Annotated in this window: 21 protein-coding genes; 7 read left to right on the top strand and 14 right to left on the bottom strand. The window is 58.0% G+C overall.

Translation table 11 applies throughout. From position 1 onward, the window contains the following. The first annotated feature begins 1,122 nt into the window (after positions 1-1,122). Positions 1,123-1,368 (top strand): hypothetical protein, encoded by a 246-nt coding sequence (locus tag CKF42_RS02020; RefSeq protein ID WP_009091526.1) that lies wholly within the window; start codon positions 1,123-1,125, stop codon positions 1,366-1,368. A 117-nt stretch (positions 1,369-1,485) separates the two neighbouring features. Here CKF42_RS02020 and gntT read toward each other — a convergent pair whose 3' ends face one another. After that, a complete protein-coding gene (gntT, locus tag CKF42_RS02015; RefSeq protein WP_009091528.1) occupies positions 1,486-2,802 on the bottom strand; it encodes a gluconate transporter in 1,317 nt (438 codons plus the stop codon). A 290-nt stretch (positions 2,803-3,092) separates the two neighbouring features. Here gntT and CKF42_RS02010 point away from each other — a divergent pair, with 290 nt between their 5' ends. After that, positions 3,093-4,241: an iron-containing alcohol dehydrogenase gene (locus tag CKF42_RS02010; protein WP_111207376.1), complete on the top strand. Its 1,149-nt coding sequence runs from the start codon at positions 3,093-3,095 to the stop codon at positions 4,239-4,241. Positions 4,242-4,295: 54 nt separating this feature from the next. Here the strand turns inward: CKF42_RS02010 and CKF42_RS02005 are convergent, their stop codons facing one another. The 4 genes from CKF42_RS02005 to CKF42_RS01990 form a co-directional block, all read right to left on the bottom strand. Further along, positions 4,296-5,132 (bottom strand): Cof-type HAD-IIB family hydrolase, encoded by an 837-nt coding sequence (locus CKF42_RS02005; RefSeq protein ID WP_111207369.1) that lies wholly within the window; start codon positions 5,130-5,132, stop codon positions 4,296-4,298. Positions 5,133-5,234: 102 nt separating this feature from the next. Next, positions 5,235-5,726, bottom strand: coding sequence for an RcnB family protein (locus CKF42_RS02000; protein WP_111207368.1), 492 nt, complete (start codon positions 5,724-5,726; stop codon positions 5,235-5,237). Between the two features lie 247 nt (positions 5,727-5,973). Next, the gene (locus tag CKF42_RS01995; protein WP_111207367.1) at positions 5,974-7,071 is read right to left on the bottom strand and encodes an ABC transporter substrate-binding protein; all 1,098 of its coding nucleotides are present in this window, start codon (positions 7,069-7,071) and stop codon (positions 5,974-5,976) included. Between the two features lie 200 nt (positions 7,072-7,271). Continuing rightward, positions 7,272-8,558, bottom strand: coding sequence for an HAAAP family serine/threonine permease (locus tag CKF42_RS01990; protein ID WP_046101403.1), 1,287 nt, complete (start codon positions 8,556-8,558; stop codon positions 7,272-7,274). A gap of 364 nt (positions 8,559-8,922) precedes the next feature. Here CKF42_RS01990 and CKF42_RS01985 point away from each other — a divergent pair, with 364 nt between their 5' ends. Beyond that, positions 8,923-9,513 carry a hypothetical protein gene (locus CKF42_RS01985; RefSeq protein WP_111207366.1) on the top strand — a complete coding sequence of 197 codons (591 nt, stop codon included), beginning with the start codon at positions 8,923-8,925 and terminating at the stop codon, positions 9,511-9,513. A gap of 149 nt (positions 9,514-9,662) precedes the next feature. Then, the gene (locus CKF42_RS01980; RefSeq protein WP_046101401.1) at positions 9,663-10,856 is read left to right on the top strand and encodes a zinc-dependent alcohol dehydrogenase; all 1,194 of its coding nucleotides are present in this window, start codon (positions 9,663-9,665) and stop codon (positions 10,854-10,856) included. Between the two features lie 69 nt (positions 10,857-10,925). Here the strand turns inward: CKF42_RS01980 and CKF42_RS01975 are convergent, their stop codons facing one another. Together CKF42_RS01975 and CKF42_RS01970 are read right to left on the bottom strand one after the other, a co-directional pair. Beyond that, entirely contained in the window at positions 10,926-11,132 is a 207-nt protein-coding gene (locus tag CKF42_RS01975) for a hypothetical protein (RefSeq protein WP_072052702.1), read from the bottom strand. Positions 11,133-11,271: 139 nt separating this feature from the next. Then, positions 11,272-11,964 carry a DUF421 domain-containing protein gene (locus CKF42_RS01970; RefSeq protein ID WP_046101399.1) on the bottom strand — a complete coding sequence of 231 codons (693 nt, stop codon included), beginning with the start codon at positions 11,962-11,964 and terminating at the stop codon, positions 11,272-11,274. A gap of 603 nt (positions 11,965-12,567) precedes the next feature. On the opposite strand from CKF42_RS01970, the gene CKF42_RS01965 reads away from it, so the two are divergent. Beyond that, positions 12,568-16,329: an NAD(P)-binding protein gene (locus tag CKF42_RS01965; RefSeq protein ID WP_111207365.1), complete on the top strand. Its 3,762-nt coding sequence runs from the start codon at positions 12,568-12,570 to the stop codon at positions 16,327-16,329. A 14-nt stretch (positions 16,330-16,343) separates the two neighbouring features. Here the strand turns inward: CKF42_RS01965 and CKF42_RS01960 are convergent, their stop codons facing one another. Beyond that, entirely contained in the window at positions 16,344-16,673 is a 330-nt protein-coding gene (locus CKF42_RS01960; RefSeq protein WP_009091543.1) for a hypothetical protein, read from the bottom strand. A 352-nt stretch (positions 16,674-17,025) separates the two neighbouring features. On the opposite strand from CKF42_RS01960, the gene CKF42_RS01955 reads away from it, so the two are divergent. Continuing rightward, positions 17,026-18,252, top strand: coding sequence for an AI-2E family transporter (locus CKF42_RS01955; RefSeq protein ID WP_009091545.1), 1,227 nt, complete (start codon positions 17,026-17,028; stop codon positions 18,250-18,252). A 295-nt stretch (positions 18,253-18,547) separates the two neighbouring features. Here CKF42_RS01955 and CKF42_RS01950 read toward each other — a convergent pair whose 3' ends face one another. From CKF42_RS01950 to CKF42_RS01940, 3 genes are all read right to left on the bottom strand, one after another. Continuing rightward, the gene (locus CKF42_RS01950; protein ID WP_111207364.1) at positions 18,548-18,865 is read right to left on the bottom strand and encodes a hypothetical protein; all 318 of its coding nucleotides are present in this window, start codon (positions 18,863-18,865) and stop codon (positions 18,548-18,550) included. Between the two features lie 138 nt (positions 18,866-19,003). Then, complete coding sequence (locus tag CKF42_RS01945; protein WP_046101396.1) at positions 19,004-19,429, bottom strand: DUF4186 domain-containing protein; 426 nt, start codon at positions 19,427-19,429, stop codon at positions 19,004-19,006. A 12-nt stretch (positions 19,430-19,441) separates the two neighbouring features. After that, positions 19,442-19,714: a cupin domain-containing protein gene (locus CKF42_RS01940; RefSeq protein WP_009091548.1), complete on the bottom strand. Its 273-nt coding sequence runs from the start codon at positions 19,712-19,714 to the stop codon at positions 19,442-19,444. A 170-nt stretch (positions 19,715-19,884) separates the two neighbouring features. Here CKF42_RS01940 and CKF42_RS01935 point away from each other — a divergent pair, with 170 nt between their 5' ends. Continuing rightward, positions 19,885-20,781, top strand: coding sequence for a lipid kinase (locus CKF42_RS01935; RefSeq protein WP_111207363.1), 897 nt, complete (start codon positions 19,885-19,887; stop codon positions 20,779-20,781). Positions 20,782-20,800: 19 nt separating this feature from the next. Here CKF42_RS01935 and CKF42_RS01930 read toward each other — a convergent pair whose 3' ends face one another. The 3 genes from CKF42_RS01930 to CKF42_RS01920 form a co-directional block, all read right to left on the bottom strand. Further along, positions 20,801-21,034, bottom strand: coding sequence for a hypothetical protein (locus CKF42_RS01930; RefSeq protein WP_009091549.1), 234 nt, complete (start codon positions 21,032-21,034; stop codon positions 20,801-20,803). Between the two features lie 175 nt (positions 21,035-21,209). Continuing rightward, positions 21,210-21,659: a DUF421 domain-containing protein gene (locus CKF42_RS01925; protein ID WP_009091550.1), complete on the bottom strand. Its 450-nt coding sequence runs from the start codon at positions 21,657-21,659 to the stop codon at positions 21,210-21,212. A 12-nt stretch (positions 21,660-21,671) separates the two neighbouring features. Continuing rightward, complete coding sequence (locus tag CKF42_RS01920; RefSeq protein WP_111207362.1) at positions 21,672-22,187, bottom strand: hypothetical protein; 516 nt, start codon at positions 22,185-22,187, stop codon at positions 21,672-21,674. Positions 22,188-22,231 lie beyond the last annotated feature (44 nt).

Genomic DNA, 22,231 nt, shown 5'->3' with positions numbered 1-22,231 from the left:
TTCCTCTTCTTCGCGCTAACACGCTGGAAAGTCATGCCTTTTTTGAATTTCAACTTAACAGGCGCTGTGGCTGAAAAAGAAAAATCTTATTGAGACCCGTTCCTGCTCTCTCTGACGATATGGCGCGTAAAAACGCCCTTTTTTTCTCTGCCCGGTCAGCCAGGAGTCTGACGCTGGTGCAATTTTCAGGCGGCTGAAAGCCATAGCAGGATAAAAAATCACTTATTGCAAAAAATTTGCGATTAGTTCACCGCCAGTTCGCCTTTCTTTCCGACAAAATTGAGCCTGCCGTGCCGTTTATCCGCGCCAGGACAGGCCATCTGCGGGCGTTTTAGCCAATAGATGACAATCTTTGATCATGATCAATGAAGTGGTTTTTACAGGCCGGATTCGCATTTGGCAGCAAACATTCATGCTCATAAGACACTACTTTTCTCATCGCAGTCCGGAATAATATTGCATAGCAATAGATTAAGTCTGCTTAACCGGTCAGGGAACGCGATCAGCACAGTGTCAGTCCAAAGGAGGTCATACGCAGGATGGTGATGAAAATACGCTGTAGTCAGTGTGGAAGCGCCCGGTTCGTTTTTGCTGATTACAAAGAGGGCCAGCGCACCTTTCATGGTGCCTGTTGCGCATGCTGTCGAAAACAGCTGGGCTCGCGGGATCTACTGCCGAATACGCCAATGGACCCGATTACACAGTGTCTGTTGGCCAGCCAGAAAACGTTTCGGGCACCTGATTAGGTGCCCGCTGTCGCAGAATCTTTAACAGAAATCAGAAAATCAGTTTGAACACCCCTGTCAGGGTCAGTAAGCCTACGATAAAAATGATCGCGATAATCCACAGAATAATTTTCATTTCCTTTTCCCTCGCTGGTTAAACAGGTTTCCTGTAAGCAGTATAGTCAGAAAATCAGGCTCTGCCGCTTCACTAAGTCGTTAACCGGTCACAGGTTCATCAACTTTTGCTTTTATTTGCATTCTGAGAGTGCGATCGCAACCCCGTCTTTTACCCGCCCTCTTTCTTCGTTTTACAGACGACTCCTGGCTAAAATTCAGGCGGCAAGGCAGATCTCAATCTCAATAGTGAGGAGATTGACATGAGTTGTGAGGAGATCGTATGAGCACGATTAATACCAGTATGGGCCGCTACAGCCTTAAGGCTAAAAACAGCGGTAACCACATCAAAGGTTCTTTCGCCATCAACGATGAGGGCGGCACTCAGCTCACGATGCAGGAGTTTGAAGAGCACTACCTTGATGATGTGGTGAATAATGTCATCTATCCCGTCACTGGCGGCAACCGCGAAATTGCGCGTGCGCTTCGGGAACAGATGGTGAAAGCCGGTTTTGAAGCGCCTCATTAAGCGGGCAGCGTTAACTGTTATCACCCATGGGCCGCATAGCGCGGCCCTCTTTATGAGCACCAGCCTCTTTCAGAGAGCCAGCAGAGGGCCGCTGGCAGGCGGTGCCAGCGGCAGGGATCAGATTACCCAGGAGAGCAGCAGACAGCCCACCAAGCCGCACACGGAGATAATGGTTTCCAGCGCCGACCAGGAGCGAATGGTCTCACCTATCGTCAGGTTGAAATACTCCTTGAACAGCCAGAAGCCAGGGTCATTAACGTGAGAGAAGATGACGCTGCCGGATCCTACGGCGATCACCATCAGTTCCGGGCTGGCACCACTGGTGACAATCAGCGGGGCCACAATGCCACCTGCGGTAATCGCCGCCACCGTTGCCGAACCCAGCGCGATACGCAGCACCGCCGCAATAGACCAGGCCATAAAGATGGGTGACAGCTGAGTCGAGTGCATCATGCTGGCGATATATTTATCCACGCCGCTGTCGACCAGTACCTGCTTAAAGGCCCCGCCGCCACCGATGATCAGCAACATCATAGCGATGATTTTGATCGAGTCGGTCAGGGTATCCATTACCTGTTCCATTGAGCGGCCGCGGTTAAGGCCAAACGTGAAGATGGCAATCAGTACGGCAATCAGGGTGGCCATGACCGGGTCGCCAAAGAACTCGGCATACGGCAGCAGCACATGCCCTTTTGGCAACAGCATCTCTGCCACCGCGCGCAGGGCCATCAGCACCACCGGCACCAGGGCCGTCCAGACGCTGACCCCAAAGCTGGGCATTTCTGCTTCGGTGAAGGTTTTCGGGTTATAGAGTCCCTGCGGAATCGGTTTGTCGATGCCCTTCAGGAAGCGGGCGTAAACCGGGCCCGCCAGAATCACCGTAGGAATACCCAGCAGGGTGCCAAACAGCAGCGTTTTGCCCATGTCAGCATTGAACAGCGTGGCGATGGCGGTCGGGCCTGGATGCGGTGGCAGAAAGCCATGCGTAACGGACAGTGCAGCCGCCATCGGCACGCCGACATAGAGCAGCGGCACGCGCGCCGACGCCGCCACGCTGAACACCAGCGGCAGCATCAGCACAAAGCCAACTTCATAAAACAGCGCAAATCCGACGATAAAACCGGTCAGCACCAGCGCCCACTGAATGTGCTTTGTGCCAAATTTTTCGATCAGCGTGGTCGCGATACGCTGCGCACCGCCGCAGTCGGCCAGCAGTTTACCCAGCATGGCACCAAAGCCCATGATCAGCGCCAGGCTGCCGAGCGTGCCGCCGACACCCGCTTTAATAGACGTAATTACTTTATTGACCGGCATGCCCTGCATCACGCCGACAGCCAGCGCCACCAGGATCAGCGCGATAAATCCATTAAGCTTAAAGCGAATCATCAGCAGCAGCAGTAACGCGACGCCGATCGCCACATAGAGTAATGGCATAGGTTTTCTCCACCTTGCGCACTGAATGGAATCCAGTGTCGGTTGTTATCATGATCCCCTGAGGGCTGCAAAACAGTGCGCCTGTAAGAATTTTATACATCCGGACAAACGCTGTTACCGATAACATGTTAAGGGTAACATCCGCAGTAAAGCACCACCCCGCCGGGGTGAATTTCTGTTTTGCGAAGATGATCAACTTTTTACCGGGACGTTATCAGAAAGTTTGCCAGTGCCGGCGGCGCGCTTTTCGTTACACTCAGATTTTAGTGAAATGTAAAAAGGATGCGCTGGTGAGTGTGAACCTGAGTGAGCTGTACAGTAATCGACGAACCCTCTTTGGCCGCGGCAGCCTCGATAAACTGGTGCCGCTGCTGGCCGCCCGGTCACAGCCTACGCTGCTGTTTTGCGGGCAATCCTTTCTGCAGGGCGCGGCGTATGAGCGGATTAAAGCTGACCTGAACGCGCAGATTATCGGCTATGAAATTGTCAGCCATGAAGCCTCTCCTGCTGAGATTGATGGCTGGGTGGCACGCTGGCGGGGTCATGTGGATCGGGTGGTGGCCATCGGCGGGGGCAGCGTGCTGGATGCGGCTAAAGCGTTCAGCGCGATGATGCAACATCCGTTGTCGACGGCCCGCTATCTGGAAAAGGTGGGCGACAGCACGGTTCAGCCAGTCACGTTACCGCTGATTGCCATTCCGACGACGGCGGGGACCGGCAGTGAAGTGACGCAGAATGCGGTGGTGACCGACCAGCGCGATATTCAGATCAAAGCCTCACTGCGCCACCCGGTTTTTGTCCCGGAAGTGGCTATTCTCGATCCCGATCTGCTGAAGGGGGCACCTGACCACGTGCTGGCGACCTGCGGGATCGATGCCTTTACCCACCTGTTTGAAGCCTACCTCTCCGCGAAAGGGAATCTTTTCACTCAACAGCTGGCCGTGACCGGCCTGCGTCAGTTTATCCAGGCCTGGCCGGCGCTGAACAGTGAAGAGAGTGCGGGCGATGCGGCAAGAGAGTCGATGATGATGGCATCGTGGCTGGGGGGAGTTGCGCTGAGCAGCGCCGGTCTGGGGGTCATCCACGGTATTGCAGGCGAACTGGGCGCGATAAAACCGTTTCACCACGGCGAAGTGTGCGGGCGGCTGTTGTTCCCCTTCCTGGATCTGCTGGCCGACAGCGATCATCCGCTGCAGCAGACACTGATGTCAGCGTTACATGGGCAGCTTTTCAGTGAAGCCACCGACTCACCCGCGCAGTTCCTCAAAACGTGGCTGCAGCAGCAGGCGATTCTGCCGTTCTGGCAGGAGGGGCCCACGCTGACGGGCGAAGAGGTGAAGTGGATTCTGGCGCGCGCCAACAGCAAAAATTCGCTGGTGAATTACAGCCGCGAACAGATGGAGACGATGATCGCCCAGGCCTGGCGCATCACGGCGTGAAGAGAGGCGGGCCAGATGACCCGCCTCTGCCCTTCCGAAAACCGCGTCTGCCCGTTACGCGGGCAGATTTGCGAATGGCCCCTCACCGGCCAGCATCTGCTCAATCACCTGCAGCACGCCCTCTTCGTTATTAGCAGGGGCAGCATAGCGTGCTGCCTGCTTCACCCGCTGTGGCGCGTTGGCCATGGCAAAACTGAAACCAGACTGCTTAAGCATCTCCAGATCGTTGCCGCCATCACCAAACGCCAGCACCTGGTCGTGTGTGATGCCCCAGCGCGTGGCGAGCAGATCCAGTCCATGCGCTTTATGATTGCCCGGCACAATCAGGTCAACGGAGCCGTGTCCGCTTGAGGTTGCGGCCACACGACCATGATGCAGCCGCTCGATATCCGCCATCAGCGGCTCGATAGCGTCGTCAGAGAGATTCAGTGCGAACTTGAACAACCGATCATGCTGCACCTCATCCAGATGCTGAATCGGCTTCAGGCGATGACAGTAGTGACGCATCTTTTTCAGCCAGCTCTCTTCCATGCCGTCAAAGTAGTACGCACTTTCGCGTCCACACAGCAGATAACGCAGGCCGGGATAGTTGCCGTTTTGCAGGGTGTTGATGACCGCTTCGACATCGCGGCGGTCAAAGGCGCCGCAGAACAGCTCCTCATCATGGTCGATAATCCATGCGCCGTTTTCCGCCACAAAGGCGATATCGCTGGCGACCTCCGGAAAGAAGGATTTGAGCTGGTAGTACTGATTACCGCTGGCCACGACAAATTTGATGTCGCGGGCGGTGAGTTGCTGGTAGCAGGCGAGAAACCGGGATCGATTGTACTGCTTGTTGTCGTCCAGAAAAGTGCCATCCATATCAACCGCAACCATCTTAACCGTCGTCATCATGACTCCTTACACAGGGAGAATGTCAGTGTGGAGTCTCAGGATAGACGCTGGCGGCGCAAAACGGAAAGAAAGCGGGATGGCCGCCGCCATCCCGTGGGATCAATTCAGTGCGTTGTTCAGCAGCAGTGAGGTAATAATGCCGGTTGCCGCCGCAATCAGCACATAGTTGCCGTTGATGTCTGCCCAGTGTTCCCCCTGCGGAGGTTCAGGCAGTCCGCGCGCATCCCAGTCGTCAACGCGGTAACGGTCGTCACAATAGGCTCGCGGGATCGCATGGCCACGGCGAAACTCATGTCCCTGCCAGGCGAATGCGTCGCGCGGCTCATATCGCCCTCTGTTGTGACGGAAGCGCTCGTCATCATGACGCGCATGTTCAATCTCATGGCGTTCCCGCTCCTCATGACGATGGCGGTCGTCGCGGTCACGATCCGGATGCGGGCCGGGCCCCCACGCATCCGGGCCAGGGCCATCATTCTGATGCGACACCGGCGGGCGGTGCGGATCGCCGCGATCGTCTGCCAGCGTGGTCTGAGAAAAGAGTGTGCTGCATGTCAAAAGTGAAGCGATAAGCGTTAATGTTGTTTTTTTCATGGTACTGCCTCCGAAAATAACGGCTGTCAGGCACCGTTGATCGGCATCATGGCAATAATCCTGTATGGCAACATCTGTATAATTCTTAAAAACCGCCAATTTACAGACCATTACGCGTAATTATCACTTTCTTAACACTAAAGACCGCCCTGCCCGCTGGCTGACCGGCGCATCAGACAAAACGCCGATCGCCGCTGCCAGCGAAAACGTGTGTCAGGGTACGAAACCGCACCCTGACAGGGGCCGGTTATGGCGTACTGAGGATCACGGGCGCGTCAGGTAATCCTGTAAAGTGCGTCACGATGTGGTGGTAATCCGCCGTGGGGTCGAGGTCACGGAACTGTTGCGGATAGAGATCTTTCGCCAGAATTTCCATCCCGATAATGTTGTAGGGATGATTGTAGAAGTGATGGTAAACGCCATAGACGCGCTGCTCTCTGACCGGGGCGATCTGCGCCAGCCCCGTGCGGCTCTGTAAGCGCTTAAAGGTCGCGGTCACCTCGGTCTGATTCGCGCCATAACCAAACGGCAGCACATTGCTGTTCGGCCGCTTTGAGCCGGTCATGATGTAGACATCCGGCTTCATGGCAATGATCTTCTCCAGCGAAACAAAGCCGGAACTGCCGGGCAGCAGTGCAGAGCCAATATTTTTGCCGCCGACCGCTTCCACCAGCGCGCCCCAGCCGTTGTGTCCGTGGGTAAAGCAGCAGTTGTCGCTGTTACCGGCAATCGGCTCGACAAAAACCGTCGGCTTGTGCGGAACCTGGGCGATCTTCTCCTGAAGCGCCTGCCAGCGCTGCTGATAAAAATCGGCGTAGTCTTTTGCTTCAGCTTCACGGTTCAGCACCGTGCCGAGCACGCTCACGCTCTTCAGGGTGTTCTCTTTCGGATGCAGCTCATCATCGAGGAACAGCACCGGGATGTGCAGATTTTTCAGGGTGGCCAGCACGCCTGATTGTGTCAGCGCGGGTTTGGCGCGCAACTGCGCAATCATCAAATCGGGCTGCTTCGCCAGCACGCTCTCCAGGTTGACCTGGCCCTGATCGTTAAAGCCCATATCCACAATTGAGGTCGCCTGAGGCCAGCGCTGCTTCAGCAGATCCCAGGTCTGGGTGTCCTGCTTTTTCGGCAGATTGTTCCAGGCCACAACCCGCTGAAACGGATTCTGTCGATCCAGCAGTGCCAGCGTCATGACGTCGCGGCCATCCTGCAGAATCACATGCTGAGGCTCTTTCTGCAGCGTAATTTTCTGTCCATCCATATCGGTCACGGTGACCGGATAAGTGGTGGCCGCGCAGGCGGTCGACAGCAAAAGTGTGGTGGCAGCAGCCATCCCGATCTTCATGTTCATCCTGTCCTTTAAAGGAATAATAATTATTCGCGTTAACTCTACCATGTCACTCTGTAACAACTGTAACCATTGCTAACCAGATACTTCAGTCGGGCAGGAGACAGGGGATGAACCGGATTCGGACGCGCGGGAGGCGTGTATGACAGGGGGGAACGGCAGGTGCCTCCTGGAGGAGGCACCTGCCGTGGGCAGGATTACTTCACCAGCGAATAGAAAATAGCGGAGATGGCAATCACTCCGATCAGCACCACAAACAGGTTGCTGATTTTTCCGCTGTACTGACGCATTGCCGGGACTTTCTGAATGGCATACATCGGCATCAGGAACAGGATCATGGCAATGACCGGCCCGCCCAGCGTCTCAATCATGCCGAGAATATTCGGGTCCAGCGTTGCCACCAGCCAGGTTGTCAGCAGCATAAAGAGTGACGTCAGGCGATTCAGTCTGGCCGGCGCGATCGCTTTACCGCGACTGCGCAGCGCTTTATTAACCATGCCGTTGAACCCTTCGCGCGCGCCTAGGTAGTGACCCAGGAACGATTTGGTGATCGCCACCACCGCGATCAGCGGGCCCAGCCAGGCAATCATCGGCACCTGAAAGTGGTTCGCCAGATAGGAGAGAATCGTGATGTTCTGCGCCTTGGCCGCATGCAGATCCTCAGGCGACAGGCTCAGCACGCAACTGAAGACAAAGAACATCACTGTCACCACCATCATCAGGTGTGAGCAGGCCAGAATGCGCGAGCACTTTTTCTCAGCGGCGTCGCCATACTCTTCGCGCTTCGCCAGCGCAAAGGAGGAGATAATGGGAGAGTGGTTAAAGGAGAAGACCATCACCGGGATCGCCAGCCACAGCGTCATCCACAGGCTGCTGCCTGCAGGCTGAACGGTCAGCGTGGAGAGCGCCGCGCCGTGCCAGTGTGGGATCAGATAGCAGGCCATCAGCATCAGCACCGCGACAAAGGGGTAGACCAGCACGCTCATCGCTTTGACAATCATCTTCTCGCCAAAGCGCACAATGGTCATCAGCCCGACAATCAGCAGCAGCGACAGCAGCGCGCGCGGCGGTGGCACCAGCCCCAGCTGATTCACCATCAGACTCTCGACCGTATTGGTAATCGCAACGCTGTACATCAGCAGAATCGGGTAGATAGCGAAGAAATAGAGCAGCGTAATCAGCTTGCCCGCCCCGACGCCGAAATGCTCCTCAACAACCTCGGTGATATCACCGGCCGGATTTTTGCCGGAGAGGACAAAGCGGGTCAGCGCGCGGTGCGCATAAAAGGTCAGCGGAAACGCCAGTATCGCCATAATGATCAGCGGGATGAGGCCGCCGACGCCCGCATTAATCGGCAGGAACAGGACGCCCGCGCCAATCGCAGTGCCGTATAAACCCAGCATCCACATGGTGTCGGTTTTACGCCATCCCGTATCGACGTCACTTTCAAGCGCGCCCAGCGTGCCAGTTTGCGTGGTTTTCATCAGATATTCCGTGTTAAAAGCGCCAGTACCCTGGACCGCTGAAAGAGGTGTCGTTCCCTGCTTTCCGGCCCGGTCGCAGCGGAACCTGCGCGCGTGATGCTGCCAGCGCACATGCACAGGTAATCGTTTGCGTGCGCCACTTTTTACACTACCTGACGATAAAAGTTCAAGCCGCACCGATAAACGCGCACAGATTGCTGAAATAACCGTCAGGTTGTGCAGAGTGACTGCGGGGCAGATCATGCCATCTTTAAGGCCGCTTTACCGCACTAAAAAAGGTGATCCCTGTAACGATTAAGCGTAACGGACTACGCTTTAACTCTGACGGGTCGCGAAGGTGGCGACGCAAACACGGGAGAAGAGAATGAAAATTGCCTGTCTGGGCTGGGGATCGTTAATCTGGAAAACCGGCGCGCTGCCGGTCGCCAGTGAGTGGCATCATGATGGTCCCGCCGTACCGGTGGAATTTGTGCGCATCAGTGATGGCGGTGAGCTCTCCACAGCGATCTGCCTGAATGCCAGTCCGGTGCCGGTGTGCTGGGCCTGGCTGAATACCGCTTCACTGGAGCGAGCCTGCCAGGCGCTGCGGCTTCGTGAAGCCATTCCGGACAACCGCGTCGATGGCGTCGGGATGATCACGGTGACAGATAACGCCACAGGCCCGCTGGCGGCGTGGGCGCAGGCCAGAGGGATTGAAGGTCTCATCTGGACTGATTTGCCCGCCCGCATGGCCGGTGTCGAAGGCCAGATACCGACGCTGAGTCAGGCGCGGCACTATCTGCAGCAGCTGAGCGGTGAAACGCGGGAACACGCTTTCCGCTACATTGAACAGGTGCCGGCGCAAATCGACACGGCTTATCGTCGCACCTTTGCCGATCTGATGCGGTGGCAGCCCGATGCGCCCCTCGTCACGGTTGCGGACACCCGGACACCCCCTCCCTGCCAGCCCGGCTGAGACGGGGCTTTCTCCTGCACCGCTCTGCTTACTCTTCTGAGGGTGACTACACTTCACGCAGGCTAAGGCTCAGATATCGCAACACTTCCCCGCGAGTGGTCACGGCTCACGGTCTGACCGCCCTTCCCTTATCAGCAGGAGATGAACAGATGAAAGCATTAACCTACCACGGCCCGCATAAAGTCAGCGTGGATAACGTCCCCGATCCCGGCCTGGAAGCCGCAGATGACATTATTCTGCGTGTGACCGCCACGGCCATTTGTGGTTCAGACCTCCACCTCTATCGCGGCAAAATTCCCGGCACCGGCCATGGTGATATCTTTGGCCATGAGTTTATGGGCGAAGTGGTTGAGACAGGCAGTGCGGTCACGGCCGTCGCCAAAGGCGATCGGGTGGTCATCCCGTTCGTTATCGCCTGTGGCGACTGCTTTTTCTGCCTGCTTAATCAGTATGCCGCCTGTGAGAACACCAACAGCGGCCGGGGTGCCATCCTGAACCGCAAAAATATTACTCCGCCGGCCGCGCTGTTTGGCTTCAGCAAACTTTACGGTGGCGTGCCCGGCGGACAGGCTGAGTATGTCCGGGTGCCTAAAGCCAACACCGGCCCGTTTAAAGTGCCGCCGGTGCTGTCGGATGAGAAAGTGCTGTTCCTCTCCGATATCCTGCCGACCGCCTGGCAGGCGGTAAAAAATGCCGAGGTCAGACCCGGTTCCAGCCTGGCTATTTTCGGTGCCGGGCCGGTGGGGCTGCTCAGCGCCGCCTGCGCCCGCCAGCAGGGGGCGGAACAGATCTACATGATCGACCACAACAGCTACCGCTTAAACTTTGCCCGTGAACGCTATGGCGTTATCCCGATTAACTTCGATGAAATTGATGACCCGGCAGGCTGGATCATCGAACAGAGCGCCGGCAATCGCGGAGTGGATGCGGTGATTGACGCCGTGGGCTTTGAGGCGAAAGGCAGCCTGACGGAAACCGTACTCAGCAACCTCAAACTGGAGGGCAGCAGCGGTAAAGCGTTGCGCCAGTGTATTGCGGCGGTGCGGCGTGGCGGTATCGTCAGCGTGCCGGGCGTTTATGCCGGTTTTATTCACGGCTTCCTGTTTGGTGACGCCTTCGACAAAGGGCTGACCTTTAAGATGGGACAGACCCACGTTCACGCCTACCTGCCTGACCTGCTTAAGCTGATTGAACAGGGCCACCTGACACCGGAAGAGATTGTGACCCATCATCTGCCGCTGGAGGATGCGGCCCGCGGCTACGATATTTTCAACAAACGGGAAGAGGAGTGCCGCAAGGTGATTCTGGTGCCTGGCCTGTCACCCACGCAGGCCACCCTGTAACCTGCGGGTCTGACGCGTTCAGATTCGGCTCTCTGGTGCCCCGGCAGCGTGCTCTGCCGGGGCGTTATCTTAAAACGGCCTGCGTTGCAGAGTGCTCCGCCCCTCCCGTCCCTCCAGCAGATGTTCATCCGGACTATCCGCCGTATCCACCTGGCTCCCCTGTTCCAGCAGTCGCGCGCTGCGTGAATGGGGATGACTTTCGCTGATCACCTGTTGTGAAAACGCGCCAAACGATAACAGTAAAAAGAGTAACCCACTGGCCAGCCTCACTTTCATACGCACACCTCTTTGATAACGGTGACGCTATGCTGCCCGAAGCGTTTTCATTTTCTGTCAGTAACAGGCAAAGTTATGTGGTAACCGGGAACAAGCTGCAACGCGTTTAGCTGCGGTTCAGCTTCCCAAGCTGAGGCCATCAGTGCAACCGGCGCACGGTCAGCGCCACAGACCAGCGCTGGCGCTGGCAGCGCGGACAGACCGCCTGCTGCTCTGCCTCAATGGTCCGGGTCTGGCCGCAATGGGTGCAGGCATAAAGCCCGCTCGTCGGGACCGTGCTGTAATCCTGCCGGTGCGCGGGAGGCAGCACGCTTAACCCGGCGCGCATCGCATCGTCGTCATAGAAATAGAGGCTGAGCTGGCCATCGACCTCCACCAGCGCCAGGCGGATCTGCCCCAGATGTTCCACGCCGCTCTGCCGCAACTCCATATAGAACTCATCTTCGGAAATATTCAGCCGATCCAGACTTTCCAGCACATACAGCCCGTCTTTAATCAGGGTAATCACATCCCCCTGAATCAGTCGTGAAAAGCGCGGACTGAGCGCCGTCAGCCAGGTGGTCAGACGGTAGAGCGACAGCAGAACCACAAACACCATAATGACCGGCAGCACCGGCACATCATCATAAAACGTCACGTCACCCGAGGCGGAACCCAGCGTCAGGATCACCACCAGTTCAAACAGAGACAGCTGACGCACGCCGCGCCGCCCGGAGACTTTGAGAAAGGTAAATACCACCAGATAAGCGATCAGGACACGCGCCACCACCTCAAACAAAAAGGTGGCGGGCTGATCGTTGAGCAAAAAACGGTGCCAGTCGAATGAGAACATAGTCTGCTAAACATCCTGTTTTAAAGGGGGCGTCTCTTCGCCGCCGCCGATTGATTGGCCCGCAGATCCAGGCCAGCGATACGTCAAGCTTGTCGCCTGTTCGCCAAAAGGCAAGCGAAGCTGTAAGCCTGAAGCGGGCGAGTCTGACCGTTCTGCAGGCTGCGGAAAAGGTTAACAAAGCTGAAAAAGGGACAGCCTCGCCTCACGCTGCGCTTATTTTGCTGGCGACTGAAACGGAAGCAAAAATTTCCTGTTTCTGGCTGGCTGCTTTTTGCCGCTTCGTTTTTTCTTTTTACTTCAATAATTTGCCAAGAACATTACCCAGCCTATACTTTCCAGTAAGGCTTCCACCTCATCACTTAACATTCAGAGAAGCCACTCTTTTTCCTGCCGATAGCGCTGTCTGTAAAACCTGCTATCTCACTCATCCATTTTGCAACAGGTGCTGATGCCTGCCATTCAGCGTCTGTGGCTTATGGCAGGGATCGCCCGTTCGTTGAGAGTGGCCCGACCGGCCAGTCTGCTTTGCATACCCATAACGCCCTGACCCGTTTCACGACGGCGCGTCAGCGGGAAGCGTGTTGCTTTTTTTCGGGAGATGCCATGACGCCTTTTTCCAGTTTCTGGCAGGCGGGTTACGAAGGGGCCGATCATATCAATCCTGCCGGTCTTGCGCTGTCGATGAACGATCTGAATCAGCATCAGAGCCGTGCAGCAGCGGATTATGCCGCCCTGGCCCCCTTTTCTCTTCGCACGGTGCGTGAAAGCGTGGGCTGGCGGCTGTGCGAACGCGATGGACGCTATGACTTCTCGACCGTCGCAGCGCGGATGATGGCCGCACGTGAGCAGGGTATTCAGCTCAGCTGGACACTCTGTCACTACGGCTGGCCCGCTGACGTCACGCTGTTCAGTGACGACTTTGTCAGCCGGTTTGCCGCCTTCTGCGGCGCCCTGGCCCGCTTTCTCGCCCCCTGGTATTCGTCTGCGCCGGTCTATTCACCGATGAATGAGATCTCTTTCCTCAGCTGGGGCATCTCCGTCGGGGTTTTCCCCTGTGAGGCGATCCCTGAACCCGATCGGGCGGATGCCGCCAAGCGTCAGCTGGTGCGGGCTACGCTGGCGGCCTGTGATGCGATCTGGCAGGCGGATCCGCGCGCCCGCCTGCTGCACTGCGATCCGCTGATCCATATCGTGCCCGATCCCGCCGATCCCGACAGCGACGGGCTGGCACGCGCCCTGTGTGACACCCAGTACCAGGCGTGGGACATGCTGAGCGGCAGACGTGATCCGGAGCTGGGCGGCGCGCCCCGCTATCTCGATCTGGTGGGCGTCAACTATTACCACGACAACCAGTGGGAGCAGGGTTCGAACCAGCGACTCTGGTGGCATCTGGGCGACAGCCGCCGCCTGCCGCTGCATCAGATGCTGCAGCAGGTCTGGCAGCGTTATCAGCGGCCGCTGCTGCTGGCAGAAACCAGCCATGTCGGCAGCGGACGCGGCGCCTGGATCGGTGAGATCGCCGCCCAGGTGGCGCAGGCGCAGCTGGCGGGCGTGGAGATGCTCGGCATCTGCCTTTATCCGATTATTGATCGTCCCCTCTGGGAGGAGACCACCTTCTGGACCCGCAGCGGGTTATGGGATTTGGACCTGTCAGGGCCCGATCCTTACGCCCGCCAGTTACAGCAGCCTTATGCCGACGCCCTGCGCCAGGCGCAACGCTTTTTGCAGCACATCGTCCCTTCCTCATCCCCCTGTCAGGAGTCTGTCATGAACAAACCCGCTCTTATCGTTTTCAGTCATTTACGCTGGGGCTTTGTTTTCCAGCGCCCGCAGCAGCTTCTGACCCGCCTGGCACAGCACTATCGCGTGCTGTTCGTCGAGGAGCCGGTCTGGCAGGCGGGACCACCTGGCCTGCATCGGAGTTCGCCCGCAGCGAATATCACCGTGATCCAGCCGCATACCCCCCACGACGCGCCCGGTTTTCACGACAGCCAGATTGCCCCACTGCTGCTGCTGCTCGCCCCGCTGCTGGAGGAGGATGAGGAGCCGCTGATCTGGTTCTATACCCCCATGGCCCTGCCGCTGCTCACCCCTTTCAAACCCCGGCTGGTGATCTACGACTGCATGGATGAGCTCTCCGCCTTCCACAACGCCCCGCGCCAGCTGCAACAGCGCGAATCGGCGCTGATGACCCGCGCCGATCTGGTGTTCACCGGCGGCTCCAGCCTCTATGAAGCAAAGCGCGATAAACATCATCAGGTTTACTGCTTCCCCAGCAGCGTGGATGCCGTCCACTTTGAGCAGGCACGCGATCGCAGTAACCATCATCCGCTTCAGGATGCGATCCCGGCAAAGCGGCTTGGCTATTACGGCGTACTGGATGAGCGTATCGATCTGCCGCTGATTGCCGCGCTGGCGGACAGCCATCCGGAGTGGCAGATCATCATGGTCGGGCCGGTGGTGAAAATCGATCCCGCCAGCCTGCCGCAGCGCGACAATATTCACTGGCTCGGTCAGCAGCCTTATCAGGCGCTGCCGCAGTTCCTGGCGGGCTGGGATGTCTGCCTGATGCCTTTTGCCATTAACGCCTCGACGCGCTTCATCTCGCCCACCAAAGTGCTGGAGTATATGGCGGCACAGCTGCCGATTGTCAGTACCGCCATCGTGGACGTGGCGCGGCATTACGCTGAAGAAGTGGCGGTGGCAGAGACCCCTGCCGCCTTTATTGCCGCCTGTGAAGAGGCGATGACCCTCAGTGCGGCTGAGCGACTGGCGCTGGCGGGCCGCATGCAGGTAAGAGTGGACGCGACCTCCTGGGATCGCACGGCAGAACAGATACAGGCCCTGATCCAGCAGGCTCTGACGCATCCGCAGCCTGCCGGTGAACCGGTCACGCCAGCCAGTGCCCAGGCGAACGTGACGCCGTTAACCCCGGCGATGCTGGAGAGCGAAGCGGTGCCCTGCCTGATTGTCGGTGCCGGGCCAACCGGACTGAGCGCCGGTTATCACTATGGTGAAGGCGCGGTGGTGCTGGAGAAAAATGCCACGCCGGGCGGCTGGTGCCGCTCCATCGACGATCGGGGTTTTACCTTCGACTATGCCGGTCACATTATGTTTTCGCAGGACCCCTATGTCCTGCAGCTCTACGAGATGCTGCTCGGCGACAATCTGCACTGGCAGGCGCGTGAGGCCTGGGTCTGGAATGACGGCATCTATACCCGCTATCCCTTCCAGTCGGCGCTGCACGGTCTGCCGGTTGAGGTCGTAAAAGAGTGCGTACTGGGCGCCATTGAGGCGCGCTATGGCGAAACGGCCGCGCCCGCGGTGCCGCTGGATCGGGCGCGGGCGCGACGGGACTGCTGTGCCGATGGCGCGATAGCGGATGAGGGCAGCCTGGCCGGTGAAGTGGAAGGCGAAGAGGATTTTCAGCACTTTATCCTGCGCACCTGGGGGAAAGGGATCGCACGTCACTTTGCCCTGCCCTATAACCAGAAACTGTGGAAAGTGCCGCTGACTGAGATGGAGACCTCATGGCTGGGCGGACGCGTGCCGCTGCCCGACCTGGCGCAGATTATCGATGGCGCACTGCAGCCGCTGGCAAAACCGGTGGGGCCTAACGCCCGCTTCGGCTATCCGCTGCGCGGTGGCTTCCAGGCGCTGATGTCCGGCTTTCTGCCGCACCTGAAGTGCAAACTGGAAACGGATGCCACCCTGAGCCGGATTTATCCGCAGGCGCATGTCGCGCTGCTGGCGGATGGACGCCACTACCGCTATGAGCAGTTGATCAGCACCATGCCGCTGCCGGAACTGATTAAACTGATGGGCGATGAGGCCCCGGAGAATGTGCAGCGGGCGGCACAGCAGCTGCAGTTTGTCTCGGTGCGCTGCGTGAACCTGGGCATCGGCCGGGCTGACCTGACTGAAAAACACTGGATTTACTATCCGGGCGACACGCTGTTTCACCGCATCTTTGTGCAGGGCAATGCCAGCCCGCACTGCAATCCCCCCGGCGGGTTCGGCTTAACCTGTGAAATCACCTACAACGCCGCCCATCCGCTGCCGCTGGCGGGCGATGCGCTGATTGAACGCTGCCGTCAGGATTGCATCCGGGTCGGGATGATCAGCGAGAGCGATCCGCTGCTCTGCGCCTCAGAGGTCGATATGCCCTACGCCTACGTCATCTACGACCATGCGCGTAGTGCGAACGTGGCGCTGATCCGGCAGTGGCTGCTGACGCAGGATATCCATCTGTCAGGCCGCTACAGTGAGTGGGAATATTACAATTCCGACCACGCTTTCCTCGCCGGTAAGCGCGCCGCCGAAAATGTCCGGCTGCAGCATGTCAGCGAGCGGACGCGCGGCTGACCAGACGCAGCCAGCTACGCAAGAGGCTGGCTGCACTTCGCGGCTTTCAGCGACTGCAACTGGCTGACGCGCCGCGCCACCTTCTGGCTGGCATTGTATTTTGCAATGCCATTGCCCAGGCCAAAATCGCCGACGAAGCCCAGCACGGTCAGGGCGTCAAACCGACCGGTCTGCTCAATATCGCTCTGTACGCCGTGCGCTTTCACCAGCTCCTGATCCAGCGCGCCACAACTGAGCATCGCCGTCTCTTCCGGCGTCACCGCCGTGGCCTGCGGATAGTGCTTGGTGGCACAGCCTGTCAGCGACAGCGCCAGCAGCGCCGCCAGAATTATCCTGTTATGCATTTTTCATCGCCCGATGTTCACCTCATTAACCGGGTTATCGGCAGATTCCGCCGCGATCATGAGTGACTGACCTACCAATAATGGTTGAAACCGCTACGCTAAGGTAGGATCCCGCGCGTGATGGTCAGTTGCCGTGCGTGACTGTCCGGGCGCGACGCCGTGAACGCACATCCGCCGTTCCCCGCTTCTGCCCTGAATTTCAACGCGTTAGCCTGCATGAAGCTGCCACCGGCAGCGTTTAAAGAGTAAAGCCTGATCGATATTCAGTGATGAGCGGTCAGTGCAAGCGAAGCCAGACACGGAAAATTCGTGCTTCGGGTTTATCAGAGTATGTTCCAGATGAGGTTTTTCCATGCGTTTTAAAGGATTGAACATCGGATTTTTCATTTTGATTCTGGCGATCGCCACGTTCGCCTTTTTTGAGGTGCTTTCGCCCTATTTCTCGCCGATTTTATGGGCGGCAATTCTGGCGGTCATTTTCCATCCGCTGAAAAGTTATCTGCGGGGCCGGCTGGGGGAACGCAATGGCCTGGCCGCACTGCTCACCCTGCTCTGCATCTGTCTGATTGTGTTTACGCCGCTGGCCATTATCGCCTCATCGCTGGTGGTCGAGACCAATGCGGTCTATCACAAGCTGCAGACCAACTCGGCGCAGTTCCCGGCGGTTTTCGCCGACCTGCTGCAGCATCTGCCGCGCTGGGCAAAACACTATCTGGCTGAAAATAATCTCGATACCGCCGGAGAGATTCAGCAGAAGCTCTCCTCGTTTGCCCTCAAAGGCGGCCAGTATCTGGCAGGCAGCGCATTCATCATCGGCAGGGGCACCTTCAGCTTTACCGTCGGTTTTGGCGTGATGCTCTATCTGCTGTTCTTCCTGCTGAAAGATGGCTCCTATCTGGTGCATCTGATCCTGGAAGCGCTGCCGCTTTCGACCTACGTCAAGCATCATCTGCTGGTGAAGTTTGCCGCGGTGGCGCGTGCGACGGTCAAAGGCACGGTTGTGGTCGGCATCGTGCAGGGTATTCTCGGCGGGCTGGCCTTCTGGTTCACCGGCATTGACGGCAGCCTGCTGTGGGGGGCGCTGATGGCGTTCCTCTCCCTGATCCCGGCCGTCGGCTCCGCCATTATCTGGGTGCCTGCAGCGGTCTTCTTCTTCGCCACCGGTGCCGTGTGGAAAGGCCTCTTCCTGGTCGGTTTCTTCGTGGTAATTGTGGGGCTGGTGGATAACATCCTGCGTCCGCTGCTGGTCGGTAAAGACACCAAAATGCCTGACTACCTGATCCTGATCGCCACGCTGGGCGGGATGGAGATTTATGGCATCAACGGTTTTGTTATCGGTCCGGTGATTGCGGCGCTGTTCATCGCCTGCTGGAACCTGCTCTCCGGTCGCGATAATCGCGAGAACATCGAAGTCATCGACGAAGAGGTGATCGAAGAGGGCAAGAAACAGTCTGAGACCGCCGCTGAGGCCGCGGCAGAAGCCGCCGCCGTTGCGGCCGAAGCAGCGGCTGACGCGGAGATGAAAGTCTCAGCCTTAGCGGCGGCGGAGAAAGAAAAAGCCGCCGCCAGCAAAGCCTGATTTTCTCTGGAAATAAAAAACCCACCTTTCGGTGGGTTTTCAGAGGCTACAAAATTTAAGACCCGGTTAATCAGGCAGCAATGAAAACGCGCAACGCGTCGGGAACAGGGTCAGAAGAGGAAAGCGTCCCGCGCCAGGGACGGTGCGGGCCGAGCGGCCATGGATGGCATAAGCGACTTTCCGATCTGCCCCTGCTCCCGGGGCAGGCTCAATATCAAAGCAATCTGCCCTGGCATTGCAGCCATAAAAAAACCCACCTTTCGGTGGGTTCTTTTTTATCTGAAATGGCAGCGAATCAGTTGGTCGCTTTGTTTTTCAGATCTTCAGCGCCCTGCTTGGTTTTATCCCAGCCTTTCTCGGCACCTTCTTTCGTTTTGTGCCAGCCCTTCTGGGTGCCTTCGCTGATTTTGCTGCCGGTGGTGTGGCTCTTGCCTTCCGCCGCGTGCTCAGATTTCAGCTTCAGCTCTTCGCCCTTATTCTGCGCATGATGCAGTTTTTCTTTAGCGGTATCCGCGCCTTTGTGCGCTTCCGCAACGGTGTTATCGGTAGTGGTAGCAGCAAATACCGGCGAGGCCAGCAAAATAGCAGACAGTGCAATAATTGATTTCTTCATAATTCCCTCTGTATTCATTGTTGCCGTGTAGGTTTTAATCCTGGCATAGCGATTCCAGGAAAGATTTAAGAATAAACCAGGAATGAAAAAGGGCCAGTTTTCACCAGAAAATTCCCTCCGGGGCAGCCTGATCGTCCGTTACCAGAGCGCGAGCTGCGGATCGTCATCCGGCTTCGTCGTCTTTCTTACCACCCGCGCGGGCGGCGCGGGACGCTGCATCTGATCGCTGATCCACTGCAACAGCACTGACACCACATAGGCCTGCTGCTCTGCGCTCAGGGGCTGCTGCTGAGCAATATTGTGCCATTTGCTCAGACAGCCACGACAGCAGGTCGCGGTGGCGTGCTGGGCGATAAACACCGGATGACCGCGCATCGGCGTCTGTTTGCCATCACGCGCGGGCCGGGCAGGCGCCAGCCGCTGTGCAACAAACTCGGCGGCATGCTCACGCAACACCGGCTCGCCTTTACTCAGCGCATAATCATACTCCGCGCGCCCCAGTCGAAAGCGCTGGCGGAATGGCGAGCGCGCCAGGCGGGCAAAGAGATCGTCAGAAACCGTCATACTGCCCGCCCGTCACTCATATTTCCGGCCCGCCAGGTAGCGCACGCCCTGCGGCCCGAACGCCTCACGATGCAGCTCATTCGGCTGCAGGTGAAACGTCTCTCCCGGATGGTAAGTGGTCTCGCCCTGTTCTGTACTGATGGTGATATCACCACTGAGGATCAGGGCCAGTGCTTCGAAGGGATGGACATGATTGTCGAGCTCGGTGGCGGGCGCACGTTCCACCAGCAGTGGCTCGTCAAACCCCTCTCCGGCTAATCGTTTTCTGAATTCATCTTCTGTCATTGTCACTCCTCGATATGGAACCGACCCTGGTAGTGTAGACGATTTTTATCGCCATTTATGGCACGCCGGTGGTTACGTAAAGTAGCGCAAGCAGGGTTGTTCACCGCGCATACCGATGCTGTACTTTCCGCCTCGTGCCAGCCATTTTGACATCAGGATGACGGAAAAATATGTCTCACCCTCTGAAAACCGCCCTGCTGCTGATCAATCCGCGTTCGCGTAAAGGCCGCGCGGCGGCCAGCCGGGCCAGGACGCTGCTGACTCAGGCGGGTATCACCCTGCTGCAACCGGCTGAGGAGGAGAGCCGCAGCTACTGCGAACTCATCGCGGCTTATGCCCATCGCATTGATGCGGTGATCGTTGGCGGGGGCGACGGCACGCTTAACGCCGCCGCGCCGGGCGTGATGCAGACCGGCCTGCCGTTAGGGATCCTGCCGCTGGGCACCGCCAACGACTTTGCCCGGACGCTCGGCATCCCCGCCACGCTGGAGCAGGCGGTGCAGATTATCACTGACGGGCAGCTGCGCGCAGTCGATCTGGGGGAGGTGAATCAGCATCTGTTCCTCAACGTCTCCAGCATCGGCTTTTCCGCCGAGCTGGCGCGCAATCTCACCGCAGAATCGAAAAAACGCTGGGGGGTCGGCGGTTATGCTCTGGCGGCGTTGCGGCTGCTGCGTCAGAGCCGTCCGTTCAGCGCCACCCTGATCCATGAGGAGCAGCGCACGCCCATCCGGACCGTTCAGGTTTCCGTGGGCAACGGCCGTTTTTATGGCGGAGGGATGACGGTCGAAGCGCACGCCGCACCCGACGACGGGCTGCTGGACGTTTACAGCCTGGAGGTCCGGCACAGCTGGCAGCTGATTGCGCTGCTGCCCTTTCTGCGACGGGGTACGCAGGGTCGCTGGCGCAACGTGCGCACCTTCAGCACGACGGCGCTCACCATCGAAACGCGCCGCCCCCACTACATCAATGCAGACGGCGAGATTATCGGACAGACGCCCGCACATTTCCGCCTGATCGCAGGGGCCATACAGGTTTATGCCCCTGCCGATCCGACAGCGGAATAGCGGATATCACATCACGGGGTTAATGCTGAGTGCCGTTCTTTTCGGCGTCGTTGATCTGCGTGGTGAGGGTGCTGACCAGCTCTTTCGCCATCTCGATGGTCAGGCCGAAAAACAGCGACTCCTGCGCCGATCGCGCGCGCGGGACCTGAGGATCGAGATAGCTGAACTGCAGCACCAGCGCGGCGTGCCCGCTTAACGGGCCGATGTGCCAGCCGGTGACCGGATAGAACGTAAAACGGTTAAAATCATTCACTATATACCTGACTTGTTAAGCATAACGCTGATTGAGTGTCAGGCCAGCTCAGAAAATAAAACACGGTTCGGTTACTCAGCCTGGCGCAGATCGGCTGAATAGCAAGCGAAGCGAGATTCACCCTGCACGCCAGGCGTGGCATCCGCAGCCCGGCGAACCCTGCCGTCAGAGGCGGTCAGCTGTCCGCGCGGGGGATAACCGAAATATGTCCGTTGACCTCCAGCACGGCATATTTAATCTGATCAAACCGTTCCAGTCCCGGTCCGGAACGCGCCGCCTCCAGCACATCGTCAGGATCAATCCCGGTCATCTTCATGCGTTCGGTCAGCAGGTTGCCGTTTTCCACCAGAATCACCGGACCGCCATCGATTGCCTGCTCCACCACCGGAAAGCGGCTTTTCAGTTTTCCCAGTACGATGTCGATCGTCACCAGCGTGATAATCGTCAGCGCCGCGCCCGTCACCGAAAAATCATCGCCCAGCAGCGCCTGCTGCGTGGCTTCGCTGATAATCAGCAGCAGAATCAGATCGAAAGAGGTCATCTGCAACAGCGTGCGTCTGCCCGCAATTTTGAACACCACCATCAGAACCAGGTAGATCGCTGCAGCGCGTAAAACCGTTTCCATAAAGTGCCTCTGTCAGGGATAGATCCATTGGGTAAATCGGGCCGGTGCGTGATCATCGCCCTGAATCGTGACGTGAATCAGGCCCGCATCGCGTGGCTGCAGGCCGAGCCAGATTGCGTGATCCGCCCCGGTGTCACCGCTGGAAAAGGTCAGCCGCAGATCGCTGCCGATCGTCACGGCTTCCAGCGGCTGCGGCTGCAGCGTCTGGATCTGCAGATTATTCAGCGCGCCGCCGCCAATCGTGATCGTGAAGCGATCGCCGGCGGGTGCGTTGTAGCCAATCCGCATATCCATATTGCTTTCGGTCCGGCCGAACCGTTCATATTCAACCTGAAGTGTGCCGTCTGGCGACCGGCTATGACCCTCGCTCAGTACCCCTTTAGAAAAGAGGCCGCACGCCCCCAGAATCACCAGCAGAATTAACAGATACTCCCCTGCCCGCTGAATCAGCCATTCACGCCGTACCCAGCGAAGATCTTCTTTTATCGGGTAGTCCCGACTCACAATGCGATCTCTTTTCACTCTCATTCCCTCTGGTAAGCGTACCCGCCTCTGCAGCACGCTGCCTGAAG

The organism is Pantoea sp. ARC270 (assembly GCF_003236725.1).
GTDB lineage: Bacteria > Pseudomonadota > Gammaproteobacteria > Enterobacterales > Enterobacteriaceae > Pantoea > Pantoea anthophila.
This window is presented reverse-complemented; position numbering and strand designations above follow the sequence as displayed.

What these genes read in the sequence shown, in the direction of transcription:
- CKF42_RS01950 (WP_111207364.1), bottom strand. Translation starts at nt 18,865, where the DNA reads ATGAAGAAATCAATTATTGCACTGTCTGCTATTTTGCTGGCCTCGCCG.
- CKF42_RS01955 (WP_009091545.1), top strand. Translation starts at nt 17,026, where the DNA reads ATGCGTTTTAAAGGATTGAACATCGGATTTTTCATTTTGATTCTGGCG.
- CKF42_RS01960 (WP_009091543.1), bottom strand. Translation starts at nt 16,673, where the DNA reads ATGCATAACAGGATAATTCTGGCGGCGCTGCTGGCGCTGTCGCTGACA.
- CKF42_RS01985 (WP_111207366.1), top strand. Translation starts at nt 8,923, where the DNA reads ATGAAAATTGCCTGTCTGGGCTGGGGATCGTTAATCTGGAAAACCGGC.
- CKF42_RS01945 (WP_046101396.1), bottom strand. Translation starts at nt 19,429, where the DNA reads ATGACGGTTTCTGACGATCTCTTTGCCCGCCTGGCGCGCTCGCCATTC.
- CKF42_RS01920 (WP_111207362.1), bottom strand. Translation starts at nt 22,187, where the DNA reads ATGAGAGTGAAAAGAGATCGCATTGTGAGTCGGGACTACCCGATAAAA.
- CKF42_RS01935 (WP_111207363.1), top strand. Translation starts at nt 19,885, where the DNA reads ATGTCTCACCCTCTGAAAACCGCCCTGCTGCTGATCAATCCGCGTTCG.
- CKF42_RS01940 (WP_009091548.1), bottom strand. Translation starts at nt 19,714, where the DNA reads ATGACAGAAGATGAATTCAGAAAACGATTAGCCGGAGAGGGGTTTGAC.
- CKF42_RS01980 (WP_046101401.1), top strand. Translation starts at nt 9,663, where the DNA reads ATGAAAGCATTAACCTACCACGGCCCGCATAAAGTCAGCGTGGATAAC.
- CKF42_RS01965 (WP_111207365.1), top strand. Translation starts at nt 12,568, where the DNA reads ATGACGCCTTTTTCCAGTTTCTGGCAGGCGGGTTACGAAGGGGCCGAT.
- CKF42_RS02000 (WP_111207368.1), bottom strand. Translation starts at nt 5,726, where the DNA reads ATGAAAAAAACAACATTAACGCTTATCGCTTCACTTTTGACATGCAGC.
- CKF42_RS02005 (WP_111207369.1), bottom strand. Translation starts at nt 5,132, where the DNA reads ATGACGACGGTTAAGATGGTTGCGGTTGATATGGATGGCACTTTTCTG.
- CKF42_RS01970 (WP_046101399.1), bottom strand. Translation starts at nt 11,964, where the DNA reads ATGTTCTCATTCGACTGGCACCGTTTTTTGCTCAACGATCAGCCCGCC.
- CKF42_RS01925 (WP_009091550.1), bottom strand. Translation starts at nt 21,659, where the DNA reads ATGGAAACGGTTTTACGCGCTGCAGCGATCTACCTGGTTCTGATGGTG.
- CKF42_RS01990 (WP_046101403.1), bottom strand. Translation starts at nt 8,558, where the DNA reads ATGAAAACCACGCAAACTGGCACGCTGGGCGCGCTTGAAAGTGACGTC.
- gntT (WP_009091528.1), bottom strand. Translation starts at nt 2,802, where the DNA reads ATGCCATTACTCTATGTGGCGATCGGCGTCGCGTTACTGCTGCTGCTG.
- CKF42_RS01975 (WP_072052702.1), bottom strand. Translation starts at nt 11,132, where the DNA reads ATGAAAGTGAGGCTGGCCAGTGGGTTACTCTTTTTACTGTTATCGTTT.
- CKF42_RS02020 (WP_009091526.1), top strand. Translation starts at nt 1,123, where the DNA reads ATGAGCACGATTAATACCAGTATGGGCCGCTACAGCCTTAAGGCTAAA.
- CKF42_RS01995 (WP_111207367.1), bottom strand. Translation starts at nt 7,071, where the DNA reads ATGAAGATCGGGATGGCTGCTGCCACCACACTTTTGCTGTCGACCGCC.